This is a genomic window from Rhizobium sp. BK251, assembly GCF_004345245.1.
Classification (GTDB): domain Bacteria; phylum Pseudomonadota; class Alphaproteobacteria; order Rhizobiales; family Rhizobiaceae; genus Rhizobium.
Genome location: NZ_SLUQ01000017.1, coordinates 13,230 through 37,716 on the forward strand (window position 1 = coordinate 13,230; position 24,487 = coordinate 37,716).

Annotated in this window: 18 protein-coding genes and 5 pseudogenes; 10 read left to right on the forward strand and 13 right to left on the reverse strand. The window is 57.7% G+C overall.

The window, feature by feature from the left end; translation table 11 throughout:
* Positions 1–41 precede the first annotated feature (41 nt).
* Positions 42–950 carry a PHB depolymerase family esterase gene (locus EV286_RS32640; RefSeq protein ID WP_281041148.1) on the forward strand — a complete coding sequence of 303 codons (909 nt, stop codon included), beginning with the start codon at positions 42–44 and terminating at the stop codon, positions 948–950.
* Between the two features lie 1,930 nt (positions 951–2,880).
* On the opposite strand, the gene EV286_RS30345 is transcribed toward EV286_RS32640, so the two are convergent.
* Together EV286_RS30345 and EV286_RS30350 are read right to left on the reverse strand one after the other, a co-directional pair.
* Positions 2,881–3,909, reverse strand: coding sequence for a transcriptional regulator (locus EV286_RS30345; protein WP_132960979.1), 1,029 nt, complete (start codon positions 3,907–3,909; stop codon positions 2,881–2,883).
* A complete protein-coding gene (locus EV286_RS30350) occupies positions 3,885–5,057 on the reverse strand; it encodes a HipA domain-containing protein (protein ID WP_132960980.1) in 1,173 nt (390 codons plus the stop codon). The genes EV286_RS30345 and EV286_RS30350 overlap by 25 nt, the downstream gene beginning before the upstream one ends.
* Positions 5,058–5,577: 520 nt before the next feature.
* Between EV286_RS30350 and EV286_RS30355 the strand changes: the two are divergent.
* Positions 5,578–5,806 (forward strand): annotated as a pseudogene (locus EV286_RS30355) (integrase core domain-containing protein); the annotation flags it as partial.
* A 510-nt stretch (positions 5,807–6,316) separates the two neighbouring features.
* Here EV286_RS30355 and EV286_RS30365 read toward each other — a convergent pair.
* From EV286_RS30365 to EV286_RS30375, 3 genes and pseudogenes are all read right to left on the reverse strand, one after another.
* Positions 6,317–6,576, reverse strand: a pseudogene (locus EV286_RS30365) (DUF1488 domain-containing protein).
* 41 nt (positions 6,577–6,617) lie between these two features.
* A complete protein-coding gene (locus tag EV286_RS30370; protein WP_245500882.1) occupies positions 6,618–6,935 on the reverse strand; it encodes a hypothetical protein in 318 nt (105 codons plus the stop codon).
* 99 nt (positions 6,936–7,034) lie between these two features.
* On the reverse strand, positions 7,035–7,280 hold the full coding sequence (locus EV286_RS30375; protein ID WP_132960981.1) for a hypothetical protein: 246 nt from the start codon (positions 7,278–7,280) through the stop codon (positions 7,035–7,037).
* A gap of 924 nt (positions 7,281–8,204) precedes the next feature.
* Between EV286_RS30375 and EV286_RS30385 the strand changes: the two genes are divergently transcribed.
* The 3 genes and pseudogenes from EV286_RS30385 to EV286_RS30395 form a co-directional block, all read left to right on the forward strand.
* A complete protein-coding gene (locus EV286_RS30385; RefSeq protein WP_132960982.1) occupies positions 8,205–8,978 on the forward strand; it encodes a hypothetical protein in 774 nt (257 codons plus the stop codon).
* Positions 8,979–9,225: 247 nt separating this feature from the next.
* Positions 9,226–9,872: pseudogene (locus EV286_RS30390) on the forward strand (IS3 family transposase); the annotation flags it as partial.
* A 587-nt stretch (positions 9,873–10,459) separates the two neighbouring features.
* A pseudogene (locus tag EV286_RS30395) lies at positions 10,460–10,942 on the forward strand (type IV secretory system conjugative DNA transfer family protein); the annotation flags it as partial.
* Between the two features lie 32 nt (positions 10,943–10,974).
* On the opposite strand, the gene EV286_RS30400 reads toward EV286_RS30395, so the two are convergent.
* Both EV286_RS30400 and EV286_RS30405 read right to left on the reverse strand, forming a co-directional pair.
* Positions 10,975–11,931 carry a zincin-like metallopeptidase domain-containing protein gene (locus EV286_RS30400; protein ID WP_132960983.1) on the reverse strand — a complete coding sequence of 319 codons (957 nt, stop codon included), beginning with the start codon at positions 11,929–11,931 and terminating at the stop codon, positions 10,975–10,977.
* A gap of 262 nt (positions 11,932–12,193) precedes the next feature.
* Positions 12,194–13,084 carry a LysR family transcriptional regulator gene (locus EV286_RS30405; RefSeq protein WP_132960984.1) on the reverse strand — a complete coding sequence of 297 codons (891 nt, stop codon included), beginning with the start codon at positions 13,082–13,084 and terminating at the stop codon, positions 12,194–12,196.
* 209 nt (positions 13,085–13,293) lie between these two features.
* Here EV286_RS30405 and EV286_RS30410 point away from each other — a divergent pair, with 209 nt between their 5' ends.
* Entirely contained in the window at positions 13,294–13,512 is a 219-nt protein-coding gene (locus tag EV286_RS30410; RefSeq protein ID WP_207909952.1) for a helix-turn-helix domain-containing protein, read from the forward strand.
* A 279-nt stretch (positions 13,513–13,791) separates the two neighbouring features.
* Positions 13,792–14,507, forward strand: a pseudogene (gene istA / locus EV286_RS30420) (IS21 family transposase); the annotation flags it as partial.
* A gap of 188 nt (positions 14,508–14,695) precedes the next feature.
* Here the strand turns inward: istA and EV286_RS30425 are convergent.
* The 5 genes from EV286_RS30425 to EV286_RS30445 all read right to left on the reverse strand — a co-directional run bounded on the left by EV286_RS30425 (position 14,696) and on the right by EV286_RS30445 (position 18,804).
* Positions 14,696–15,106, reverse strand: coding sequence for a hypothetical protein (locus EV286_RS30425; protein ID WP_132960986.1), 411 nt, complete (start codon positions 15,104–15,106; stop codon positions 14,696–14,698).
* Between the two features lie 140 nt (positions 15,107–15,246).
* The gene (locus EV286_RS30430; protein ID WP_132960987.1) at positions 15,247–16,935 is read right to left on the reverse strand and encodes an ATP-binding protein; all 1,689 of its coding nucleotides are present in this window, start codon (positions 16,933–16,935) and stop codon (positions 15,247–15,249) included.
* Between the two features lie 31 nt (positions 16,936–16,966).
* Complete coding sequence (locus EV286_RS30435) at positions 16,967–17,593, reverse strand: response regulator (RefSeq protein ID WP_132960988.1); 627 nt, start codon at positions 17,591–17,593, stop codon at positions 16,967–16,969.
* Between the two features lie 314 nt (positions 17,594–17,907).
* Positions 17,908–18,309, reverse strand: coding sequence for a DUF1398 family protein (locus tag EV286_RS30440; protein ID WP_132960989.1), 402 nt, complete (start codon positions 18,307–18,309; stop codon positions 17,908–17,910).
* A 42-nt stretch (positions 18,310–18,351) separates the two neighbouring features.
* On the reverse strand, positions 18,352–18,804 hold the full coding sequence (locus tag EV286_RS30445; RefSeq protein WP_132960990.1) for a MarR family transcriptional regulator: 453 nt from the start codon (positions 18,802–18,804) through the stop codon (positions 18,352–18,354).
* A gap of 597 nt (positions 18,805–19,401) precedes the next feature.
* Here EV286_RS30445 and EV286_RS30450 point away from each other — a divergent pair.
* The 3 genes from EV286_RS30450 to EV286_RS30460 are packed head-to-tail and all read left to right on the forward strand — an operon-like array spanning position 19,402 to position 23,156.
* A complete protein-coding gene (locus EV286_RS30450) occupies positions 19,402–20,220 on the forward strand; it encodes an N-formylglutamate amidohydrolase (RefSeq protein WP_132960991.1) in 819 nt (272 codons plus the stop codon).
* Positions 20,217–22,100, forward strand: a complete 1,884-nt coding sequence (locus tag EV286_RS30455) for a flavohemoglobin expression-modulating QEGLA motif protein (protein ID WP_132960992.1) — start codon at positions 20,217–20,219, stop codon at positions 22,098–22,100. Before EV286_RS30450 ends, EV286_RS30455 begins: the two co-directional genes overlap by 4 nt.
* 9 nt (positions 22,101–22,109) lie before the next feature.
* The gene (locus tag EV286_RS30460) at positions 22,110–23,156 is read left to right on the forward strand and encodes a glutathione synthase (RefSeq protein ID WP_132960993.1); all 1,047 of its coding nucleotides are present in this window, start codon (positions 22,110–22,112) and stop codon (positions 23,154–23,156) included.
* Between the two features lie 106 nt (positions 23,157–23,262).
* Here the strand turns inward: EV286_RS30460 and EV286_RS30465 are convergent, their stop codons facing one another.
* Positions 23,263–24,357: a GSU2403 family nucleotidyltransferase fold protein gene (locus EV286_RS30465; RefSeq protein ID WP_132960994.1), complete on the reverse strand. Its 1,095-nt coding sequence runs from the start codon at positions 24,355–24,357 to the stop codon at positions 23,263–23,265.
* Positions 24,358–24,487: the final 130 nt, after the last annotated feature.

A 24,487-nucleotide genomic window follows, 5' to 3' on the forward strand; every position in this document is an offset into this window, starting at 1 on the left:
TCCTGCGAGAAGGACGGTCCGCGAGCAGCCGGTTTGAATCGATGTCGTTGTCCAGCTTGCCCGACATCGCCAAACAGCGTCCCTCTCTTGCGATTGCAATCGGGGCGCAATATCTCACGCGATCCTTCGTCGGCGCAGCAGGTCGACGAAACTACAAGCTTTACATTCCGGAGTCTGCACATGACCAGCCGCGCGGGCTTGTCGTGATGCTTCACGGTTGCAAGCAGGATCCCGACGAATTTGCTATTGGGACACGCATGAATGATATTGCCGAGACACGCGGCCTGCTCGTCGCCTATCCCGGCCAGACCGGTGTGGACAACGCCTCGTCCTGCTGGAACTGGTTCAGGCCGACGGATCAGATGCGCGGCGCTGGAGAACCTGCGATCATTGCGGGAATCACCGCGGAGCTCATGTCGGAATTCAACCTCGATCGCAGCCGAATTTTCGTCGCCGGCCTTTCAGCAGGCGGCGCAATGGCGGCCGTCATGGGCGAAACCTATCCCGATCTCTATGCCGCAACGGGCATCCATTCCGGACTTCCCTATGGATCGGCAAACGACGTGATGTCCGCATTTTCCGTTATGCGAGGGGACGCGGGTTTCATGTCCCGCCCGGAGCGCCGTACTCGCGCGATGGAGCCGGTTCGCACCATCGTCTTCCACGGAAGTGCGGACCGGACGGTTCATCCTTCCAACTCCAAACGGATCGTGACGGCCGCCGCTCCATCAGACTCCACCACCCAAACGCAAACGGGCCGTTCAGCAGGCGGGCGAACCTATACGAGAACAATTGTTGCCGACCCAAAGGGGCTGCCGACGGTGGAACACTGGCTGGTCGAAGGGGCCGGCCATGCGTGGTCAGGCGGCCATGGCAGCGGCTCGTATACCGACCCTCATGGACCGGACGCCTCAGCCGAGATGGTGCGTTTCTTCCTCGAGGAGCTTTGACAAGCGCAGCGAAGAAAATTGGTGTCGTTGAGTGTGCCGGAGCAGATGATCTTGGAAAGCGCTTTGGAACATTCAAGAAGGCTTCCGTCGACGATTTCCTACTCGGGAATCTTAGTGGGAACTGCCGGAACCAAGCAGGGCCATAGATTTCAACGACATCAATAGACCACCACCCAATAACCAACTGGCAGACTTGCCGAAACTACATGAAAACCGCGAAAGTTGGGGGAAGCGAAATATTAGGTCGCAATCCTAGTCGAACGCTCTATTTCTTTTTCAAAGAAGGAGCCTCAACTTGAAAAATCTCAGAGAATTTGCTTCGAGCACAAATGGAGACCGGTGGTTTTTGGGCGTAGACGCGGCGACCGATACAGAATTTGTCGTTCACCGTGGTAATCCATCGTCGGGCGGTCATGAAACGACAACTCCCGTGACTTCATTCCTAGACCAGCGCCCATTTGGGCCAGAACGCGAGGCTTTGGTTATGTTACTAGCTGATCGACGTCCTGCCGAAAGCGGAGAAATACCCGCCAAGCCAATCTAGTGCCAACAGTCCAGGTGGCACACGACGCGGCGATAGACAAAGGCAATGAAGGAAATCTGAATTGCACTCAGGACGGCCACTACGAAAGGGCACGGCCACCGCCGCGGCGTGCGATCCCGTGATGGTACGACGATCAGCAAAACCGACGGTTGGAAGTCCCACCGGGCGGTCTGATCCGATTTTCTGTCCAAGTCACACTTCGCATTCCTAAACGGCAGGCTCCATCCGTATCTTTCGCTTGGCGGCCGCAAAACGATCTCGAAATTCCGGGCACGATGGGGAAGACAGGCTCCGATCGAGGTTTGAGATTGGGTGTCCTCCGACAAGTGTCATCCAGCCTGGGTGATTGCACATTGCAATTGGGGCTTCCCGCAGCATGTTTTAACGAGTGGCAGTATCTGAAACGGGCGTCGCCGCCTGTGGGCGCACAGAGTGCCTCAGCCCCAACAAGGGAGGACTGCATGTCTTCCGCCTTCAGCATCTGCTTTCCCGACAATCTGATGCGAAGTGCCCGTCGGCTCCACTATTTTGAGTTTCTCATAAAGTCGACGCCGGCGCTCAGCGTGGCATTTATCGTCTGTGTGACGCTACGCGGCGTTCATGATGGAACGCACCACGGAAACCGAAATCACCTTCGCCCACCCCTTTTTGCTGAGTTCGTTGATGGTGCCGAGATTGCGACAGCAGTCGCACCAGGCAGCGCCTGTGAGTGTCCGCGCAGGAGATTGAAGCCGCCTTGGCCAAGGACGCAAGAAGCGGCGGTTGATCCCGTCGACTGATCGCTGCCGGAGCACCTCAACATCGCGACCACGAAAAGTCGCCAATATGGCAATCCGGTTTCCCAACAATGGCAGAAGCTACGACGAAACGCCCACTCGAAGTGCAGCCGGACCGCCGCGATCCTCGCCGCCATGGAAGCCAAAAACAAAAGCTCCTCTACGCTTATGCGGAGGAGCTTTCTATGAAGCGACTCGGATGTGCAAATAATCGGGTCTCAGTGGTTGCGGGGGTGCCAGCAACGAACCGCATCCAGAAGGCATTCCTCCTTCCCAATTGCGATCTTGTGAGTTCTAATTAGCGGGCCATTGACTTCCAATCAGCCGATCTGGTCTTAGTCGACTGACGCGTAGCCGGGCTTCTTGTAGAGGATTTTCCTTGATCTCGGGTTCGAAACGTCGCTGTCCCAGCGGCCTGCTGGCACATCCTCGATCACCAAGTAGGATGGATCCTCGTAGAGGCCAGCGCCCCGGGCTTCGACGTACGCATCAATACGGCAAGGACCTCGTCTGGGCCCGCTATGGCAGTAGGGAAAGCAACCAGTTCCTACTCGTTAGATTTCCCACATAACCAATTTTTGAGTTTCCAACATCGACTGGCTGTAGATCACTAATGTCTTGACTGGCGAACACCCATCTTGCTCGTCAGCAACCGATGCGCTTCTGCATTCACGCGACTGATGGACAGACCGGCAACACCAAATCGTTCGTAGAGCGATGTGAGCAACGGCAGAAGATGTTCACCCAATCGCTCTTCGATATTGTCAGCCGGGATCGTTGCCTCAAGCACAACCTCATCGCTCTTGGCCGGATAGCCTTCTACCAGAAGATTGCTCAATGGGTTTGCCCAGGAGCGCAGCACGCGTCCGCTCAAGCCAGTGAACATGGCGCGGAAATGCACTGTGATTGGGGTGGTATCATCCCTACGGAGCAAGGAAGCCAAGCTTTGCGCATGCAGCAGTACCTCGCCCATTCTCCACAATGGCAAGGTCGTATCCATAATCGTCCTAGGCGGGAACGTTTCTTCGCCGTCTTCCTGATAACCGCGGATCAGAAACATGCGGCCGGCCGGCGCAGCGCGCCAGAAGTCGCAATGAGCGGGATTGTAAAACATGCGCTCGCGGGTCCCGTCGGGCGGTCCAAGCCAGCACTCGATCACCCCGTCTACCTCAAGCGGGCGAATGCCATCACGATCGGGCAGCCAGAACGGCGGGCAACCTGTCTTGCGAACGACAGCATTGCGTAAGATGTTCTCGAAGGCGCCCAGTTCCACCGGCTTCAGATCGCCTTCCAGCCAGTAGTCCATGCGATACCAGCCGTCGGGAAACCGCGCTGGTGCGTCGTCCGGCAACGGCGCCACCAGTGAGCGCCACCGTTCAAAGGCATCGAGAACGAACCGTTCCTGCGTATTGCCCTCTGCAGGTTCGTCCACGAGACCAACCACCCGCAGGATATCGAGAGCCTTGGCCAAGGTGATCGTCGTTTCACCGCGCCCAAAGGCTGCCATCGTAGGAATGCTGACGCCCGCGAGGGCAGCATGATCCTTTTGCGTCAAACCTTCCGCCTTACGACGCCGCAGGGTTTCCTCCACAAGCCGTGGCCATGCTAGAGGCGCTATGTTTCCAGTATTCTCAAACATGAATTGTCCACGATCTCCTTGAATTTGTGTCTGAAGCCATCGGCTTGTTCGGCCGGCGGCGGCATGATGATTTTTTCCGCTTGGGCAACCCGGCGCCGGAGTTGGGCGAAAGTTAAATCGACTGCGCGTTCGGGCAAGCCGATATCCTTTCCAAACCGGCGGAACAAATCGTGGCCCGCCGCCTCCAGATGGACTTTCTGACCACCGATCGACAGTGCCAATGTCTGGTCGAACCCATCATAAAGAGCTGTGTTCACCACATCGTAGGCTGGCGACAGGCGCAGTCCCGCCCCTGTTTCCAGTAGGGAGAAGTTTTTCAGGTGCGCATCGCAATTGCCAACGAGGGTGAAGACAATCAGGCGATTAAAAAACCGCAGCAGATCAATCGTCCCGCGCACGGAGTGCTGCCGAATGATGGCCGCTATGTCCTCATAGGCCGCGTCATATTTGCCTGCGTAATCCTGGCCCTTCGGCTTGCTGAGTATCTGCGCACAATCTTCAAGCCGCAACTTCTCGCCGTTCGGTCCACGGTCGAACCGCGTGGCGATGAGCGCCGTTTCACCAATCACTTCGATGAATGATGTTGTGAATTTCGTCACCTCCTGCTCTCCGAGGATCGCGGCAGTCCAGCGCAGACTTAGCGCCTCGTTTCGGACCAAGCTGTCAATGCGGTCCGAGTTGAATTTTGCAATATAAGACGCAGGTCCGATTGCAGTCGCAGGTGTGTAGCGATTGTTCTCGTCGCGGGTAACAAGCAATTTCTTTTGAACACCGGAGACGGTGCGCCCTGGCGTCGCCGTTGCTTCGGTAATGTCGGGTAACGATCCTGCCGCGTCAGGTGGCAACACGCTTACCGCGCCGATACAATCTGCTCCATAGCGCAACAGCAGGCCAAGATCGTCCTCCTCAACAACATGCGCTGAACGAGCCTGTTCTTCGCGGAGCCATCCTTCCGGCCCAAGATGCTGAAAGAATGGATGCAAGCCGATCGCCCATTCATGCTCACGCCGTATGGCAGGAAAGCAACAAGCTATGTCTCCCTTGCTCCAGTTGCTATGATAGGTAAAGCGCGTGCCGCCGTTGACCGTCTCGATCAATATGCCGGCAAGCTCGTCTTTAAAGAGAATATTTGCGCTTCTTTCGGCCATGAAGCTTTACCTTCATCCTCTCTATAGAAGTCGTCCTTCGCGGCTTTTTACGAAGCTGTGTGAAATCATAATGCCGGATCGGAGATTGGAAAGCAAATCATACCTTCATAGATGCGTAAACGCAGAAAAACTATGTTGTTATAACTTCATAAAGGAGATGACTGCGAGTGCGCTGCAGGCCAGTGAAGCCATAATTCGATTTCGAATCCCGCCCGGAACCGATCGGTCGAAGGAAGACTTGCGACTGCGCAGTATCCGAAGGCAAACGCGGGGTGCACGTTATTGGACTGATCGTTAAAGAAATCTACAACCAAACTGAGTAGCATCGCCTCACCTCAAAATATCGCATGGCAAAAATGAGCACTTGGTCAGGCTCGTGGTGTTTGTCACCAAAGGGGTTTGAATTTTCTAAAGGATATCTACGCCGTTGCGATAGACGACAATCAATTCCCATGTGCGGCGGGCTGTAAGTGTTTTACATTTTAACACACCTGTTAAATACGTCACCGGGGACTAGGGGGATGGGAAAGGCGCATGGCGGGACAATGTCTTCGTCGAACGGCTCTGGCGGTCGATCAAATACGAGGAAGTCTACCTCCCCGCCCTACAAGACTGTATCCGAGGCCCGTGTCGGCATTGGCCGATATCTGACCTTTTACAACAGCCGACGCCCAAATTCATCCCTTGACCGGCAGACGCCGGATCAGGCTTACTTCAACGCGCTGACACCGATGATGGTGGCAGCATAATCGAGACGGAAATCCACTTAGCGAAACGCCCGAAATTGTTCAGACAAACCGAGCCACCTCTCAGGATTTCCTTACTGGAGAGCGCGTCATCGTTGTTACGATGCGTTGAAAGACTTGATCACGTCTGAGGAAATGCGCGATGACTTCATCGCCGAATGCGCGCAGGCGAATTTTCGCCTGAGATAGCCGTAAACCAATCCTTACGGACCAGAGATCTCCCATCTCGATTGAGCTATTCCTGGCGATCGCTGACAAGTGCCTCCTTGAGCGCAGCTTCGGTCACGCTGAGCGCTTCGGTCAGACCGCCGGACGTCAAGATGAAGGTCATCGTTCTGTGATAGCCTTCCCACATGACGTCGAGAGGTTCTTCGTCGATCTGAACATCGAATTCGCCGGGTGCGTGTGCTCTTCCATTCCAGGCAACTTGAAAGCTTTCCGGAAGGTAACTCTTCTGATGCTCGTCCTGGTATTCATGGAAAACCCTCGCAAGGCGGCTCCGGAGGTCACAGGCTAGCCCAGATCCGCAGCCGTGAGCGTATAGGTCGTTCCGCGCCTGGGGTGATAAAGTCTCGTCGCGGCTTCCTGAATATCGGGGGGGCCGCATCGAAGGCCCTGAGGTAGTCCGTCTCCGACATTCCGGTCGACGTCCTTGGAAGTGCGGTCGTCTCCACGAAGAACCGAACCTCGAACATGCCGTCATAGCCGAGAAAGCGCACCACCTTGCGCACATCGTCGAAGCTGCGGCTCCTGTTCGGAAATAAAAGGGTCATGACAGCTCCGGTTCAAAAATTGGCACGCCGGGACGGCGTTCTCAATAGGTTACTTGTTCTTCAGAAGCCACATCTTGCCGGCCATGGGTAATACCGCGGGCGGCCTCTTGCGTCTCCTCGTCGGAATCGAGACTGCGCGGCAGCCCGAATCCCAGCAATGTGTCCAAGGTCGCCGACGTCAGAAACCTGACCTTTTGCGGCCGCTCCCGAAACCGGTCGTTCTTTGCGTAGGTGACGGAGGCATCGCGATGTGTCCATTTATTTGCCTCCCGCGGAAACAGGTCGCCTTCCTTCGCGAGCTTCGGGCCCTGATCTGGGCGGATGTAAGCGTGATCGTATTCACTGTTCAGTCCTTGCATTGGTAGAAGATATGGAAAATTGTCGCCTATGGTCCTACTGCTGCGCTTATAGGATCATGCAAACATAGCGGGCAGGCAGATCGCGGCGGCACCGCCGCCTCACGGCTTCCGGCGCGTCAGCGGATATGCCTCGGCTTCGTAGAGTTTGCGCATCTGCACGCCATCGAAACGCGCTTCCTCGACTTCGAGAATGGACCCTCGAAGGAGAGAGGCCGGCATGTCCTCGATCGCGAAGCGAAGGGCATCGGCGGCGGAATCGAACCTTTTGTAGCGGAGGCGGCTTTTTCTCTTGATCGTCTTGCATGGGTAAAGCCCTGCGCCTGCACGATAGTCGAAAGCTGCCATAAACCCGTTCCCTTGCGATTGGAGCGATTGTCGAGGACAGTCGGGCTTCACCGGCCTGCGACGTCAACGGAAGAATGAGGTCAGCCCGACCGTGTCCGCAGTCCGCTTTTCGAGACGCTGCTGCATCTTGGTTTCATTTCCCGCGTCCGGAGAACTTGTCTGCTGCGCAAATCTCGCAGCTTTGCCGCGTCGGATCCGTCTTCGGAACCCAAACAACGTTTGAACAGGCGTTCGACGGCATGGCGGGTGGTGTTGATCATGATGACATCCTCAGTGTGCACGCCGGATGAAAATATCCGGCGCAAGCCGCTCCAGCCAGTACCGCGGAGTTCGCAACGTTCGCAAATGAGGGTTGCCAAGCAACCGGCACAGCCGGGAGGATCAGGTAGCCGGAGGGCTGAAAACGTATTCTTTATGTAGTGTTGCAATATGTAGTGTTGCAATGCGTCTCTTTCAAGACGCTGCAGGAATAGTCAAAGCCTTGCTTGCCAAAGGCGGAAATGAAGTCCAGGGTACTATGTCGGCTGCAACTGGTCAGGGCGCTGCCGCCTGAGGGACGTATGTGCGCCCTAGCCCCGACAAGAGGAGGACGCGATGTCGTCCCGATCCTCACATGCCAGCTTCCTGCTTTATTTCCAGAAAATGCTCCTGAAGGCCAACTACGAAAGCAAGCAAAACCCAGGAAATCGGAAGGTCCGGAAAGCCTTTCGCATGGTGCGCAAGAGACGGCGGCTTCATGGCCCGTCACTTGTCGGCCCCGAGATATCACCGGCACCCACTATCCCCGTGAATGCTCCCGAGAAAAAGCCAGGGCGCTGGTAGCTGCGCAACGGTATCGTTCTTTCGCTCTTTCCTGCCCATCAGCGTTGTGTCTCGGCCTTCGGACCTCGAGATCACAGATGCAGGCCTATTGGAGACAAACTCATGCGCCAATCATCTTGCAGGGCGCTGGCCCTGACGATAACCGTTCTCCTGCATTTTGCATCGGGACTCAGCTCCGGGGCGTTGGGCCAGACCGCAACGCCAGTGCCCGAAAATGCCCAGGCAAGCCGTTACGGCTCCGGCTGGGAGTGCAATCGTGGCTTTCGAAGGCAGGATGATACCTGCCTCGAGGTGAAGCTTCCGGACAACGCGTTTCTGACGAACTCTTCCTATGGAAAAGGCTGGGATTGCCATTACGGCTTTCTTGAGAAGGGCGATCAATGCCTCACCGTCCAAATTCCGACCGACGCATATCTCGACCCGTATTCCGGCGACCGCTGGAGATGCCTGCGTGGATACCGTCAAAGCAATGCGGGCTGCGACCTTATTAAAGTCCCGGAGAACGCATTCCTGTCGGATAACACCCCAGGATCCGGTTGGGAGTGCGAAAGAGGTTATCGCGCAACACAACAGGCATGCGTCAAGCTCGAAGTCCCCGCCCACGCCTATCTGACAACCAGCGGAGACGAGTGGAGGTGCGATAGAGGACTTGAGAAGAGGGATCAGGCGTGTGCCGCCGTTCAGGTTCCGGAGAACGCTATCTTCGTCGACGCTCCCTACGGGCAGAAATGGAAATGCGACCGAGGCTTCCAAATGAAAGCCGATGAATGCCTACAGATCAAGCTTCCCGAAAACGCCCATCTCAACTCGACGGGCAATGGCTGGGACTGCAATCGTCCGTATCAGCTTCGCGGTGATATCTGTATAATGGATTGAAAATCAGCGGAGGCGCTGTATCCGGCGCCTCCTCAGCAAATTCATTTCTGTTTCTTCCCCAGGCCGAAGCCGTTGCTAGCAAGCTTGACCTGTGCTACCTGCGCCGCAGTCATCGGAGTTGCGTTTCTATGCATCTTCGGTTTTCGAGCTTCCCGCTTGCTGCGTATTTGGCCCTTGGCCATTTCTGCTTCTCCCGTGCGATGGTTTGTTTTCCGTTGACAAGATGCATCGGCTTGTGAGGATGAAGAAGACGTGGGGTTTCGGCCTCTGCTTCCTGTATCTGCGCAATGTTCAGGGGCATCGCTGGAATCACAGGCGGGTCTAGCGCATCTATCGGGAGCTTGAACTGAACCTAAGGATCAAGCACCGTCGGCGGATGAAGCGCGAGAATCCGGATGAACTGGCAGTGCCGGATGCGGCAAACATGGTCTGGTCGATGGACTTCATGGCCGACCGCCTCGCAGACGCTCGGCAATTCAGGCTTTTGAACGTGTTGGACGATTTCAACCGCGAGGGCTTGGGCATCGAAGTCGATTTTTTACTACCAGCCGAGCGGGTCGTGCGTAGTCTCAACCAAATCATCGAATGGCGAGGCAAACCGCTGGCGATCAGAGTGGACAACGGCCCCGAATATGTCAGCTCGACGCTCACTGGATGGGCCGAAACTCAAGGGATTGCCTTGAATTACATCCAGCCAGGCAAGCCGAAGCAGAACGCCTATATCGAGCGATACAACCGAACGGTCAGGCATGAATGGCTTGATCTGTATATTTTTGACAGCATAACGGAGGTGCAGGACATCGCCACGGAATGGCTTTGGACATTAACCACGAAAGGCCCAACATAGGCATTGGCGGGATCACACTCGCTCAGAAACTGAAAATGGCTGCGTGAATTCTACCGCTGAACCCCGTTAAAACGGGGAGGACTACCATTCCTTCGGAAACAGCCAGGCGAACCCTTAAATAAAGTTCCAGGGGATCATGTCCCAGGTAGTGGTGTAGATCCCCTGTCCCTCCTGCGATAATTGCAAGAAGGAAATAGGTGGCCGGATTTTACTCCGCCCGCGGCTGGATTATTCCGCCGCTACCGGGGCCGACTTTTGCACCGCCGCTCTCACTCGACCGCCCGACCTGTGCCGCGATGAAACTGGGACAGCCGCAGGTATCGGTGCAAGCGCTGACGGACCTCGATCGACTACTCAAGGATCATGGACTCAGGCAGGTCTTTTCAGATGACGCGACAGTTACCGAGGAGGCATGTGATGAAAGCGAGACAGCATCCCGCCATCGCAAAACGACCCTGCCAGTTCAGCATGACGTTGGAAACGCCCGAGGTGACGCGGATGAACGTCGCGGAGACGCTTCGTTCCCCTTGCCAAGTCGTCTCGGGGTATTTCGAAAGTGTGGCTTTCCCTTAGCGCGAGAAGGCCTCGAAAGGATTGGTTTCGGTGAGTTGCCGGACGGTCTCCCTTGTCGGCTCCCTCCCGCCCGCCGGTTCTCTATCTGCTCGACGAGTTCGCATCCCTTGGTCATCTGGCGCCGATCGAGCGCGCCATGGGCCTGATGGCCGGCTATGGCGTGCAGCTCTGGCCGATCGTCCAGGACATCCATCAGCTGCACGCCACCTATGGTCAGCGCGCCGGCACCTTCCTGTCGAATGCCGGCGTGCTGCAGGTCTTTAGCGTCAACGATCACGACAGCGCCCGCCTCGTCTCGAACCTGCTTGGCCAGGAGACCGTCGTCTTCCAGACGGCCGCACGTGCACTCGATTCGGAAAAGACCGGCCTGTCTTTTGCCGCAAAGCATGTCGGACGTTCGCTGCTGACGCCCGACGAGGTGCGCAATCTTCCGGGCGATATCGAACTGCTGTTCCTTGCCGGCCAGCGTCCGATCACTGCCACGAAGCTGCGCTATTTTGCCGACCGGGAATTTGCCGGATTGTTCGCGAGAACGCGTGACTGATGATGGAGACTGATCGTGGAAGAGACGGCGGCTTACGCCGCCGCCTCCTCGTGGTCATGGTCGCCATCATCATCGCCATGATCAGCGTCGACATCCGGCTGCAGATGATGCAGGTAGTCGACGGCGCGCTGTGCGTGGGCGGCCGCGGTGAAGATCGCCCGCCTGTCGCGGCCGAGAACCTCGAGCCAGCTGGCGAGATAGCTCGCATGATCCGGGCGTGGCTGAAGTTCAGGGACGATACCGAGATCGGCGCAGAGGAAGCAGCTGCCGAGTTCGGCAATCAGCTCCTCGCGGGCGCGTGCGCTCCTGTCTTTGGCATAGCGGCTGAGATCGCGATCAAGCCGATGCGGCGCTGCCGTCCAGTGGGTCATCTCGTGACTGAGTACTGCGACATAGGAGCCATCATCGATGAACGCATCGAAGGCTGGCATCTGGATATAGTCGCGGGCCGGCACGTAATAGGCTGCCGTTCCCCCATGGCGGATCATCGCACCGGTATTGGCAAAGAAGCGGCCGGCATCGCCGATGCGGATCAGCGGATCCTCAACCGGGGCGATGTCGTCAAACCGCTCGTCGAGACCGGCGATCTGGTCGCGGTTGAAGACGGTGTAGCTCTTCAGGAAGGGAATATCCTGTTCCAGCTCCTCGCCGGTTTCGGACGTCTGCCTGCGCATGAAGGAACTGGCGAAGACGACGGTGGTCCCGGTCTCGCCCTTGCGGACTGCGCCGCCAAGTTCGATCGCCTGGCGGAAGGTCATCCAGGTCGACGAGGCAAAGCCGCGGGCGATCGCCTCGGACCACAGAAGCAGGACATTGATGCCCGAATAGGGCTGGCCATTGTGGCGCAGTGGCCGGGTGATCGCGCCGGTCACGGAACCAGAGGTCCATGGCCTGACCCAGGGCCGCACGCCCTGCTCGAGCTCGGCGATGATCGTGTCGGTGATGCGGCTATAGAGATCGGCGCGTTGATTGCCCTGTTGCCTGCCCATGTTGGAACCTCCGTTTTGAGGTCGCGGCCATCGCGACCTGCTACGGCGGTCCCAGAGCCAGGCGGCAAGCAGCGCCCGCACCCGAAGGGCCGCAACGCAGTGGAGGACGGCAAAGCCGTTGCGGGCGCTGCGTGCCTGGCAGGACCAGAGCCGCAGCAGGGCGCGATGGCGGCAGTCGCACGGAGATGATCGGCAAGGCAGGATGTGGCAGGGGGAGAGACGAACGGGCGGCGGACGCAGACGGCAGCCGCCTCCCCTCACCTCATCTACCGGGCCGTGCGAGCGAGCGGGCGATGTCGATGATGTCGTCGCGGGCGGCCGTCGGATCCTCCTTGTTCCAGGCAACCCCAAGCCCGATCTTCAGGTCGATGCCCCTGACCTTCTTCAGCTCGAAATTGCGCTCGGGAAGATTGGCCGTCCATTCCGGCGCAAAGCCGATGCCAAGGCCGGCAGAGACCAGTGACACCAGCGAGAAGGTGTCGTCGCAGCTATAGGCGATGTTGCCGCTCAGATCATGCTCGTCGAACAGCGACGCGAAGTAGCGCTCGGTATAGGACAGGTTCGCCCGTGAGAAGGCGATGATCTTCTGGTCCTTCAGGTCCTCGACCGAGATCTCCTCCCTCTTCGACAGTGGATTGCTCCTGGCGACGGCAAGCAGATAGTGCTCCTGGGCGATCGAGAAGAAGCGCAAGGTGCCGATGTTCTCGACCGGGCGGATGAAGCCGAGATTGATGCGGCCGGTCTCCAGCTGGCGGATGATGTCGTCGCTGGTGCCGCTGGTGATGTGCAGGCGGATATCGGGATATTTGCGGGCGATCCTCGCCAGGAAGGCCGGCAGCACGCTCCTGGTTGCCGGATGCACCGTGCCGATCTTGATCTGGCGGATACTTTTTCCCGCCGCCGCGCGGGTCACCTCGGCCGAGAGATCAATCTCGCTGAGGATCCGAACACAGCGGTCATAGAACACCGCCCCTGCCCTGGTCAGTTCCACCCGTCTGGTCGAGCGGTTGAACAGCTGCACGCCGAGATGCCGCTCGAGCGCCTGCACCTGGTTGGAGAGCGCCGGCTGGGCGATATTGACCCGCATGGCGGCGCGGCCGAAGTGGAGCTCCTCGGCGACTGCGACGAAGTAGGAAAGCTGGCGCAGTTCCATTGCTAAATACCCGCGGGATTCGGGCCGGAAGCAAAATGCCCCTAGGCAAGCCTACTCTGCCGCGTGATCGCTCTTGATCACGCGGGTCGGATGTAGTTGAACGATGCATCAGTCGGAGAGAATCGCCCATGGTGATGCAATCCGTCACAATCGCCACGTCAAGGCGATTTCAACATACGATGGCGACAATATTGCCTATCCAGTGTAAAATGGCGAGTACTGCGCTGGACATGAGCGTCAAACAGCTCGCTGAGCTAGCGGAGGTTTCAACCAACACCATCGTGCGCTTCGAGCGCGGCGACGAGTCAAAGCCCAGAACGATCGCCGCACTGCAAACCGTGTTTGAAAAAGCCGGGGTTACTTTTCTGGACGGGCTCTACTCCGGAGATGGCGGGCCGGGCATTCGCCTCACTTCAGGCGCGGACTAGCGGCAGCCCTGGTGATTGGGCTTTGCCTCTTTTTTTGTTCTTGAACCAACTCGAACCGCTAACCCGTTGCTTTCCGAGCATCAGCCTGCAAATTCCGAGGCAACCCGCCCCCTGATTCCGAAATGATCTCGCCCCCCGGTTCCGAGAATTAGTCGCCCCCTTGTTCCGAGATGATGCCGCCCCCTTTGGCAGGGATGTGGCGTGGGCGTTCTGCCGGTGTGAAGTTCCTTCCGTCGATGTTGACGAGGAAGGAACGGGATGCCTGCGGAGAGACTGGAGATGCGGCGTGTCCGCGAGATACTGAGATATCGTTTTGAACAAGGACTGGGCCACAAATCGATTGCGGTTCGGGTCGGGGCAGCACCGTCGACGGTGCGCGAGACGCTGCGGCGGGCAACGGTTGCGGGTCTTTCGTGGCCGTTGGACGACGACGTGAGCGATGCCGTCCTGGAGGCGGCGCTCTACAAGGCGGCCGGGACGAAGACGGGTCATCGTCGCGCGCCGGAGCCGGACTAGCGCAGGTCCATCGCGAGCTGAAGCGCAAGCACGTGACGCTGCAAATTCTCTGGGACGAATACATGAGCCGTTATCCCGACGGCTACCGCTACAGCCGGTATTGTGACCTTTACCGCGGCTGGGCGCTGAAGCTGCCGGTGACGATGCGGCAAGATCATGCTGCCGGCGACAAGCTTTTCGTCGATTATGCCGGCGACGCGGTCACGGTCGTCGTTGATCGGCTGTCGGGTAAGACGCGGCAGGCGCACTTGTTCGTGGCGGTCCTGGGAGCGTCCAGCCTTTCGTTTGCGCAGGCGCGCTGGACAGAGACACTACCCGATTGGATTGAATGCCATATCCAGGCGCTGGAGTTCTTCGGCGGTGCGCCAGCCTTACTGGTTCCCGACAATGCCAAGGTGGCGATCATCAAGGCATGCCACTTCGATCCCCAGGTCAACAGGACCTATAGCGCAATGGCGGCGCACTATGGGAGCGCCGTGCGACGACTGGGACGCCCAACTGCTGTCGCCCGGTATGGCTAGCCGTAGGGCCGCGTCGCCGGACCATCCTCGTGAGTTCTGTCCCACTGCTGATGTGCTCAAGACCGCGAGCCCGATGGCACAACGATCGTTTGGGAAGACCAATTCCCTCACCATCAGTCGTTGACTGGCAGCCCTCGTACGCTTCCTCAGAACGGCCCAGACGGCCGCTCGGGGACTGAATTGACGAGGGCATTGAGCATTTTATGCTGTTCTTGCAGCCGCAATGAGGTGCGTTGCGCCGCTTCAATATCTGGACAATTGGCGTTCAGCCAAAAATAGAGAGCATGTGTTCCCATCAAGATCGCGGTTAGAAGAGCATTGATCTCATGAATCTCCTCAGCCAGTCCTTCCGGCGGCCGCAAGTGGTCGGGCAGATCCCGAACGGGGTAAGTGCCAAATTCCCTCTTTTGAATTCCGAGCGCCTCGTCGGCCCAGCCTAGACACTGATCGTCACTCATCTCGACCCGGCCAGAGACAGCATCTCGCTGGGCAACCGCTGTTTCCGTATCAGACGGAATATCGGGCTCGAAGCCGACATCTGCGGCTGTCCTGTCCATCGTACACCTCTTTGCCTGGGCTCGCGCCTATCCTGACCGCTTCCGGCTAGCCGCGACATCACACACCAAAGAAAGCGTGAATCCTAGATGTACATGAGTATAACGTCACCCAAGGGCTCCAAGAACTGACCTCAAGATTCTCAGGATTTCCAAACCTGGCCATCCGATCCAACGAAGCGTGGCGACGGAATTTCGAACCAAAAAGCCGTACCGTGACCGGCCCCAATGTCCAGACCAATTGTACCGTCCATGAGTGTGACAATCTCTTTGCATATCGCCAAGCCCAACCCAACGCGCCCAGTTCGAGTCTCGCCTTCCGCCCGGAAGTAGGGCTCAAAGATATGTTCCTGCGCGCCATCTGGTATACCTGACCCATCGTCCATCACAGTGACGCGAAGGCGATCAAAAGGATTTCCCATGAACTCGGCAGACACCGAGACCCTGGTCTGCGCATGCTGCAGGCCATTGCCCACCAAATTTATGAGCACCTGGCTTACGCGCTCGGAATCGATTGTCACGTCAAAGGGAGCAGCGGAGACATTTACTTCAAGCTCAATCTCTCTTTCTTGCGCCTGCACCACGAGAGTGGCCACGACGTTTTCAACCAGAAGACTGACGTTGGTTGGACGTCGGTTAAGCACATGTCCGACTGCCTCGAACCGAGTGTAGTTCAAGACACCATTGAGAAGGCTCAAAACGTGGTGACCGATGCTGTCGATGATGCGGATTGATTCCGCTCGCTCATCGTCAGCGGATATTGATGTCCGCAATGCTGACGTAAGAAGCGCCAAGCTGGCCAACGGAGACCTGATCTCATGGCTCATTGTGGCCAAAAACCTGGTCTTCACCGCGGCAGCTTGTTCTGCGGCTCGCCTGTCGAGCTCTGATTGGGTCTGGAAAAGCTTGCGCTGTTCAAGTGCCGCGCCAACGAGAAGGGTGACCAGTGTCGTAGCAGCCAGAAAGCATTGCACTGTTAGTGTTTCGACATCCAAGACACTGAAGACGCCAAGTCTTAAATTATTCAGTTGCACGCCCAGCGCAGCAAAGCCGATCGCCAAGACGGTCAATGATGCGCTGAGGAAACCCGAGGAGAACGTCACAACTACTACGGCGACAGTAATGAGGAAGAGCAGAGAACCATTCGGCTGATTGAAAACGAACCAGACCAGGAAAACGATCAAGACGCCAATCGAAAGGGTCTGCAAGCCTTCCCTCATCGAGGGCCACCTCCATTGCGACGTCGCGAGCAACAGCATCGGAGGCGCAAACGCCACCATTCCAAGCAGTCCGGCAGCTTGACCAAGAGTTGTGGCCACAAGAGCCTTCGGCGTATTTGGAACGAATGCGTCGATGAATCGAGACACCACGGAGGTGCCGGCGGTGACGCTATCCGGGACCACGAATGGCAGCAGATAGCTTCGCACCGCAAGAGACGCTATCATCGCAATGGCAAGGGCAACAACGTGCCTGGGACGCCGGACGTCAATGCCGGACCGCAGCAACATGTCCAGAAAAATCACGAAAATCAAAATGCCGGCTGCACGAGAGAGCGACGTACCCACGATACTGATATAGTCGACATTGCCTTCCATGTTCCACTCAGAGAGGAAGGTCGCGGCAATTACAGAAGGAAATACCCAAAGGCGATGCCAGCGGGGGGTCAGAATTAAGGCGACCCCGTACAGCATCGGGGTCGGATTTATAACCGGTACACGACCAGCTTCGTAGAGCGGCTGCATGGCCACCAGGAAAATAGTATAAATAGCGGTCGCGAAGAACAGCGGCATTATTGCCCGAAACCAATTCGGCCAAAGCGAGAGCTGAAGCATATCTGGAGTTGGTCGCCCGACGCTCAACGAATTACCGCCGGCGCAGGCGTTCGTGCAGGCTAACAAGTGCTGCAACGGACGAAGCTTTCATCTTTTGCATCATTCGAGAGCGGTAAACTTTCACGGTAATCTCAGCCAGCGAGAGTTCACCAGCAATCTGCTTGTTCATCTTGCCCGCAACTACATGTGCCATGACCTCCTTCTCCCGGGTGGAGAGACTGTCAAATGACTCTTCCAACGCGCATATTTCAGTCCTTTCTAGTTGCTGATCAGCCTCAAGACGAATTGCACGGGCTACAACATCCAAGAGGGTCTCTTCCGCAAAGGGCTTTACCAAATAGTCAAGCGCCCCACCTCTTATTGCTTGAACGGCTAGAGGCACCTCATCGCGACCCGTCATGAATACGATAGGCCGTCTGTCGCCGCGTGCGGTCATCCTGGCCTGCAGTTCCAAGCCGGTCTCCCCTGGAAATTCCATGTCGAGCAGGAGGATACCCGGGTCGGGCGGCGCAATGCGTGTTTCAAACTCCGCGATCGACAGAAAACAGTCCACGGTCCAGCCTGCCGCTGACAGGGTTCGGCGCAACGCAATCAAAAGATTCTTATCGTCATCGACGACAATTACGTGGTTCCCACCGACACTCACTTGCTGATCCATTTCAACGCCTTTCGAGCCGCGAAGAAAACTGTCAGGAACCTGGACGCATCGTAAAAAGTCGGCCGCGACCGGTGGGAATAATTGATGACTAACGAGTGAACCACGCACACCATTAGCGACAATTTACGTTGAAGCTGCAAACCAGTCCAGCCATCGTCAAGAGGGCGGCGATGAAAGGCTGCCGGCGGCCCCAAGTCGACAAATCAACCGAAGCCCGTAGGTTTCGGCGAAACTATTCACTACCCATGCCCATGCCTGGAGCGAACGGTAGGCCGCGGATCAAAAATGGGAAAAGCGTCATGACTGGTGCTCCGTCACTGTGGAAAGTGCTCGACATGGGTCTCGGCCGTACGGCCGAAATAGACGACGCGGCGGCCCGGGAAAGAGACGAGGTATCCCGCACAACCGGCGGCTTTCGCCTTCTCACAGAAAGCGACGTAGTGGTAGTCGGCGGGGTTCGCCTGCGCCCATCGCACCAGACGCTCGATCTCGGCGGCATCGAAGGCAGCGGCGACGTTGCCAGCGGGGGACTGCATATCCATTGTCACGCTGTCGCCGTCCGGCAGATAGTAGGTCTGGCTGTTGCGGCGATAGTCGACGGTGTAGCCCTCGAAGCCGGCAGCGATCAGCTTGCCGACAATCTCCGGAAAGCCCAGGCTTCCATCGTGAGCTGCGTGCAGGCAAGTTTCGGCAATAGAAAACCGTTCCGCGTCCATGGCGGCTTCCTTTCATCTCAATGTTGAGTGTGGCCGGCGGGTTCAGTCCACCGGGGTTGCTTTTAGGCCGCGCCGTTCGGCGAGAATCTTCAGGATATGGTCGAGCGTTTCGTGCTCTTCTCTTGTCAACACGCCGAAGAATTCAGCGTCGTTCTCGTCGGCAAGCGATGCCAGCACCGGGATTTTGGTCCGCCCCTCCGTCGTCAGGGATAGGCTATGAGCGCGCTTGTCCTGCTGGCTTTCCGCCCGCTCAACCAATCCTTTGGCTACCAGTCTTTCCGCCAGTTTGCTGATAGCCCCCTTCGTCATGCCCATCCTCTCGGCAAGAACTGAAGGAGGCGTAGGCTCCAAGTCGTAGAGCGCCCGCATGAACGACCATTCCGCGACGGTGACATCTTCGCCTGCGACCTTGCGCGCGAACTCCTGCGACACGGCGTTTGACACCATTCGCATCCAGTACCTGGTGTGATCGGTCAGTTCCGAGATTGAGGTCACGAGGTATCCTTTATTGACAAGGAAACTACCTTAAAGAGGTTTCCTAGTCAACAATAATTTGGGTACCGGCTGAAACGGAAGCGGCCGCTTGGGACGCTTCGCGGCGCCTTCGGTCAGGCTCGTTGTAACGGGTGGGGACGATTTGAACCGGCCCTGTGGCAAAACGGCGAAGCATCGGGCCTGCAGCCGCGCCGCAGAGGCTATTCCATCCGGACTTCGCTAAAGGCACCATCGGCTCGGCCAATCGCCCGCCAAAACCCCGCTGGTTCTCCTGCGGCACTTCTAGGGCAACATCGACGCGTGGGATCGCGCCGTCATCAGCGCCCTTGCCAGCGATCGCCGCGAACCAGCACTAACCCTGACCCTTCAACGGTCTTCCATTGAACACATGAGTTTGCAGGGAAACTGATGGCACGTGGCGGGGTTGCGATTGGCGCCAGTCAACCCACCCCGCATCCATTCTCTATATGTATATCCAAGGCTTACGTTCACTCCGCGAAAGGGTCGGTTTTCGGCGCCGATTCACGAGACTGCCATTGCTTTTGTGGTGGGAACGCTAATTACGTCCTCGTCAAGTGGGATGGATCTTCGCACCGCATGTCTCCGTCGCTCATCGTACCTCCTGTCACGCAAAATGCGCTTTGGACCGTAGAGCGCGGTATTTCACCGATCGTGGCGACGGCCATTCATGAGGGCCATAGCGTTCGGGAAGAACTGCAGGCGCTATGTGCGCTGTCACAGGACGAGCGGCTGCGCGAAGAGGATCCCTTCACCGAATTCACTATCCGCGACATCCCCAATCGGATCGTCTTCCATCGTTCCCGTTTCGAGGTTGATGTCAACCGAAGTCGCGACGGCGCGATTTATAGGACGCCTGAACAGGCATGGGGCCTGAGGGTCTGGCGCAATGAGCTTAGCACCGCACATGTAGAATCCTCCCTTCAGCTTCACGACGATTACTACGATATGCTGTTCACCTTTCTGAGCGGTGTCGAACGGCGGCACGGTCAGTTTGTCGTGCTCGACATACACAGTTACAATCACCGACGTCTAGGGCAGGCTGCCGTACCGACCGAACAAGCCAAAGCTCCGGACGTCAATATCGGCACGTCTTCGATGGATCGAGCGCGATGGTCTCACATTGTCGATACACTCGTGGAGCACTTTCGATCTTTCGAAATCGGGGGGCGTCCTCTGGACGTACGCGAGAACGTCGCCTTCCAGGGGAAGGGCGAGCAGACCCGTTTTATCCATGAGCACTTTCCTTTGACGGGTTGCGCGATTGCCGTCGAGTTCAAGAAGATCTTCATGGACGAGTGGACAGGAGAACCCGATCTCGATGCTCTGACAAAACTGCGGGCCATCGTTGCCTCGGCCGCACCGGTTCTTGAGCACGCATTGACGGAGGGCCTTTGAACAAAGCACAGCAGGTCGAACAGCATGATCTTGATGAGTGGCTTGCCGATGTTCTCGACTGTATCCACAACGGCAAGGCGGTGCGCCGCGACCTGCCGTCGGGTGGGCGTCTGCATATCGATCGCCCCCTGCCCTTTCTCTGCATCCATATCGCATCGGATGACGCCGAGCCGGTGGCCCGCGATATCGCCCAGGCCAACGCCTCTTATCTGACTGCGCCTCTTTGGGATCAAACACGCGCCATTATCGAAGCTGTGACCATCGCCCTGAAAGAGAGGTTCGGCGTCTGCATCGTCTTCGACATCGGCGAACTGTCGCAGGACAGGTTCCTGACCGACGATGCGCCTTTCCTGGCGCCATTCGAGATCTCGATATGGTCGAGCCCGGACGCAACTGAAGCAGCCGATGCGTTTTCCGCCGCGGTGCGACAAAGCGAAGCCCGCTTCCGCACGCCCCGGGTCGAGAAAGTGGAGGCGGCGACGGAAGACGAAATCTTGCATGGCCCCCGACTGGCCGGTTCCACAATCAAAGTCCGGTTCGCACCCGTCTACCGTCAGCCAAATTCCGACGACGTATACCCTGAGGTTCGCGAGCAAGTCGTGGCCCTGCTGTTCGACGCGGGGCTGCAGGCTCTGGCGAGTTTCATCGAGGCACACCAGGTCCTCAAGCTGACCAACCATCGAGCTCTGGGACGAAAGGCGTTCATCGACGCGGTGTCGCGTGTCGACCGCAGCATCGACGAGATTGCCTCGACATTTGATTTTCTTCTCGTCGTCACGCCGATCAATGCCGAAGCTGCCTTCGAGGAATTCAAGACCAGTGGCTTTAAGAAACAGCCCAAATTCCTCTATCGGCCGCTTTCCTTCCAGGCCGAGACCGTCAAGCGCAAGCTTTTCTCGATATCGTTCGACCATCTCGAAGACCCGGTCCTTTACCAGCTTTACCGCGAGAAGCAGCAGGAGCTCGATTTACAGCTGTCGCTCCTGGGCTCACGTCAAACTCCCAAGTTCGTGGAATTCGGTCGTGCGCTCTATGGGCCGGTGGAGCGCCCGTTGCTGCGTGAGGCGAATGCAATATTGGCAACTCTGGCGGGCCATGAGCCGCCTAGCGACGATGCCACTGGCAGGGACGATGAAATTGCTGACTGCTTCTACGTAGAAGCGCGCGCGAGAGCCATGATTGCGGCATACCGCCGCCAGTCCAAAGGCTTCGACGTTTCGATCGAGCTTCGAGACGACTTGCCATCCGGCCTTTTGGTATCCGGACGCCGCCTCCTGATTTCTCGCAGCACTTCGATGGGACGCCGCCGCGTCGAGCCCTTGCTGGCGCATGAGGTGGGGGTCCACTTGCTCACCTACTTCAACGGTTCCGCACAAGGGCTGCGGCTGTTCCGGTCTGGCCTGTCGGGTTACGAGGGCATGCAGGAGGGCCTGGCCGTGTTCGCCGAGTATCTTGCCGGCGGCATGACGGTCGAGCGCCTGAGGCTTCTTGCGGGCCGGGTCGTCGGATGCGCGGCCATGCTCGACGGAGCAAGCTTTTCCGACACCTATCGCATGTTGGTCCATGAGCATAACTTCTCTGACACTGCGGCCTTCAACCTGGCTCTGAGGCTCTACCGAGGTGGCGGGCTTGCCAAGGACGCGATCTATCTGCGCGGGTTGCTTGCACTCCTTGCTCATCTGGAGCGCGGTGGAGCGCTTGGACCATTCTGGATGGGAAAGATCGCCGCCTCTCATTTTGGCGTAATGCAGGAGCTGGCAGATCGAGGCCTTCTTGGCCTCCCCGCCATTAACCCGATCTTCCTTGACAGCAACAACGGACGTGCACGGCTGCAAAGGGCGACAACCGGGATGCGGCCACTCGATATGATCCAGCAATAGGAGCCGTGAATGCGGATTGCATTTTTCGTAAACTCGATTGAGGGCGAAGCGAGCTCCTACACGACGACGGCGCTGGCGCTGGGGGCCATCGCGCGCGGGCATGAGATTTGTTACCTCACGCCCGGCGATTTCGTGCTGCGACCGGATGACAGTCTGATGGTTCGGGCGACTATACCCAAGACCAGCAAATACAAGAAGGCTGATGCCTTTATCAGTGCGTTGCAAGGTGACCAGGCACAACTAGAGACGATTGACATAAAAGAGGTCGACGTTCTCTTCCTTCGCAATGATCCGTCTGAAGATGCAGACGAACGTCCTTGGGCGGCACAGGCCGGCACAATCTTCGGAAGGCTGGCAGCCGAACGTGGCGTGCTGACCGTCAACGATCCGGACGGTCTCACCCGGGCCCAGAACAAACTTTACTTTCAGGGTTTCCCGGAGGCGGTTCGACCGACTACACTCATCTCAAAGAGCATCGAGGAAATCCGCGCCTTCATCGATCAGCAGAAACAAGGTGCGATCCTGAAGCCTCTCCAGGGCTCCGGCGGCAAAAACGTCTTCAAGATAACCTCCAGCAAGGAAGCCAACCTTAATCAGATTTTCGAGGCCGTCAGTGGGGAGGGGTACCTTATCGCCCAAGGTTATCTTCCCGATGCGACCGCAGGGGACGTCCGGCTGTTCCTGATGAATGGAAAACCGCTCCAGAGGGACGGCGCTTATGCTGCGTTTCGTCGCGTGCCAGCGAAAGGCGAAGTCCGCTCAAATATGAGCGCTGCGGGAAGCGCAGCGGCCGTGGAAGTCACCCCCCAGATCCTGGCCGTTGCCGAGATGGTTCGACCAAAGCTGGTGGAAGACGGGATGTTTCTGGTTGGCCTCGACATCGTCGGGGACAAGATCCTGGAGATCAACGTCTTTACGCCAGGGGGCCTGCCGGACATCGCCGAACTGCACGGGGTGAACCTTGCTCCTGACGTCATCGCCGCACTCGAACAGAAGGTGGCAATGAAGAGGAATTACGCCGGCATGCTCTCCAATCGAACTCTCGCGACCCTCTGACGGTCACGTGGCGCGGTTGCCCTTGGACGGATGCGAACCCTCGGCACCAAACTTGTCTTCGCCACCTCGAAACGATCAGCTACTCGACTTTCGAAGCAAAGGCAGCCTATTCTCCAAATGGAAGTTCGATGTCTTCGCGGTTTTGCCTTGCCCCCTCGATCAGGACCGTCTTGAACCTCTCGGCATCTTGTGCCGGCAGCATCCCCGCCCCGGTCCGAACACCTTCCTGCCACGCAGGCCCGCGCTCCCACGCTTCATTGTAGACGAGTGCCAGGTCGGCAGATCGCCTCGTCTGCTGCAGGGCTTCAAAGAGCACGGCAGCTTGACGAACGTCCTTCTCACGCTTTGCCGGCCCCTGCCCGTCAGTGTGCCGACGGCTGGCGACTATGAGCTTATGGATCGCATACCGAGATGGATCAGGGACAACGACTGGAACACCGCTTCGGTGAAGCAGCATTGTCCTGACGGGTTCCCTGATGAGGAAGTCGAGAAAGCGTAGTGGATCCGCGCTGGCGCCGCCAAGGGCGGGCATCGTCGCCGGCTGGTCGGTGTATTCATCCGAACCGCGGTTCGACGTCAGGAATTCAACCCTGTAACCGTCGGCATTCTGAAATGCCGAGGAGGCCGCGGATCCCGATCGATGGGGAACCGGCCGGAAGCTTGTATCAACGCCCTGCAGTAGCTCAACGATCGGAGGCAGGCTGTCTTCAACCTCCCGACTGATGGCATAGTCCTGGGCGATGTCCGCATCGCCGGTCAGGATTGCAGCCATGGGAAGGCGCACGCCCAGCAGTCCCGAATAGCACTGAAAGGCCACCGTGCCGATAAGAACACCCCGGAGCCGAAAGAGACCGCCGTCGGCAAGAGCCTCGACGATGTCGCCCGACATGGCGTCAGGTGCGACCATCCCGCCTTCCCGAGTGAGGGTGTTGACCATGCGCCGGCGAGCGCGTAGATCGTCCTTGTCCCGCTTATGTTCAGCTACTCGTCGTGCGATGTCCGGATCGTCAGCAGTGCCGACGTAGCGACGTTTCGTACCACCATGTCCATCTGGGATGTCGAAGTACCAGTACTTTCGCCCCTTGATGTTCGCCGGAGTGAACCGACCCTCCGGAGGGAAATCGGCCGTCCAAGCGGCGTCGAGCGAGCGCTGACCTAGCTCGGCGAGCATGGTCTGATACATGAGGTCGATAGACTTCATCAGCTCGTCTCCGATGTTATACTGTTTTTCAAAAACAGTATAACGGTCGCGGATATGGGAAGCAAGATCGGATGCCAGTGATGATCCGCCCTGGGAGCTGACCCGGCACAGCCAGATATTTGCTTTGAAA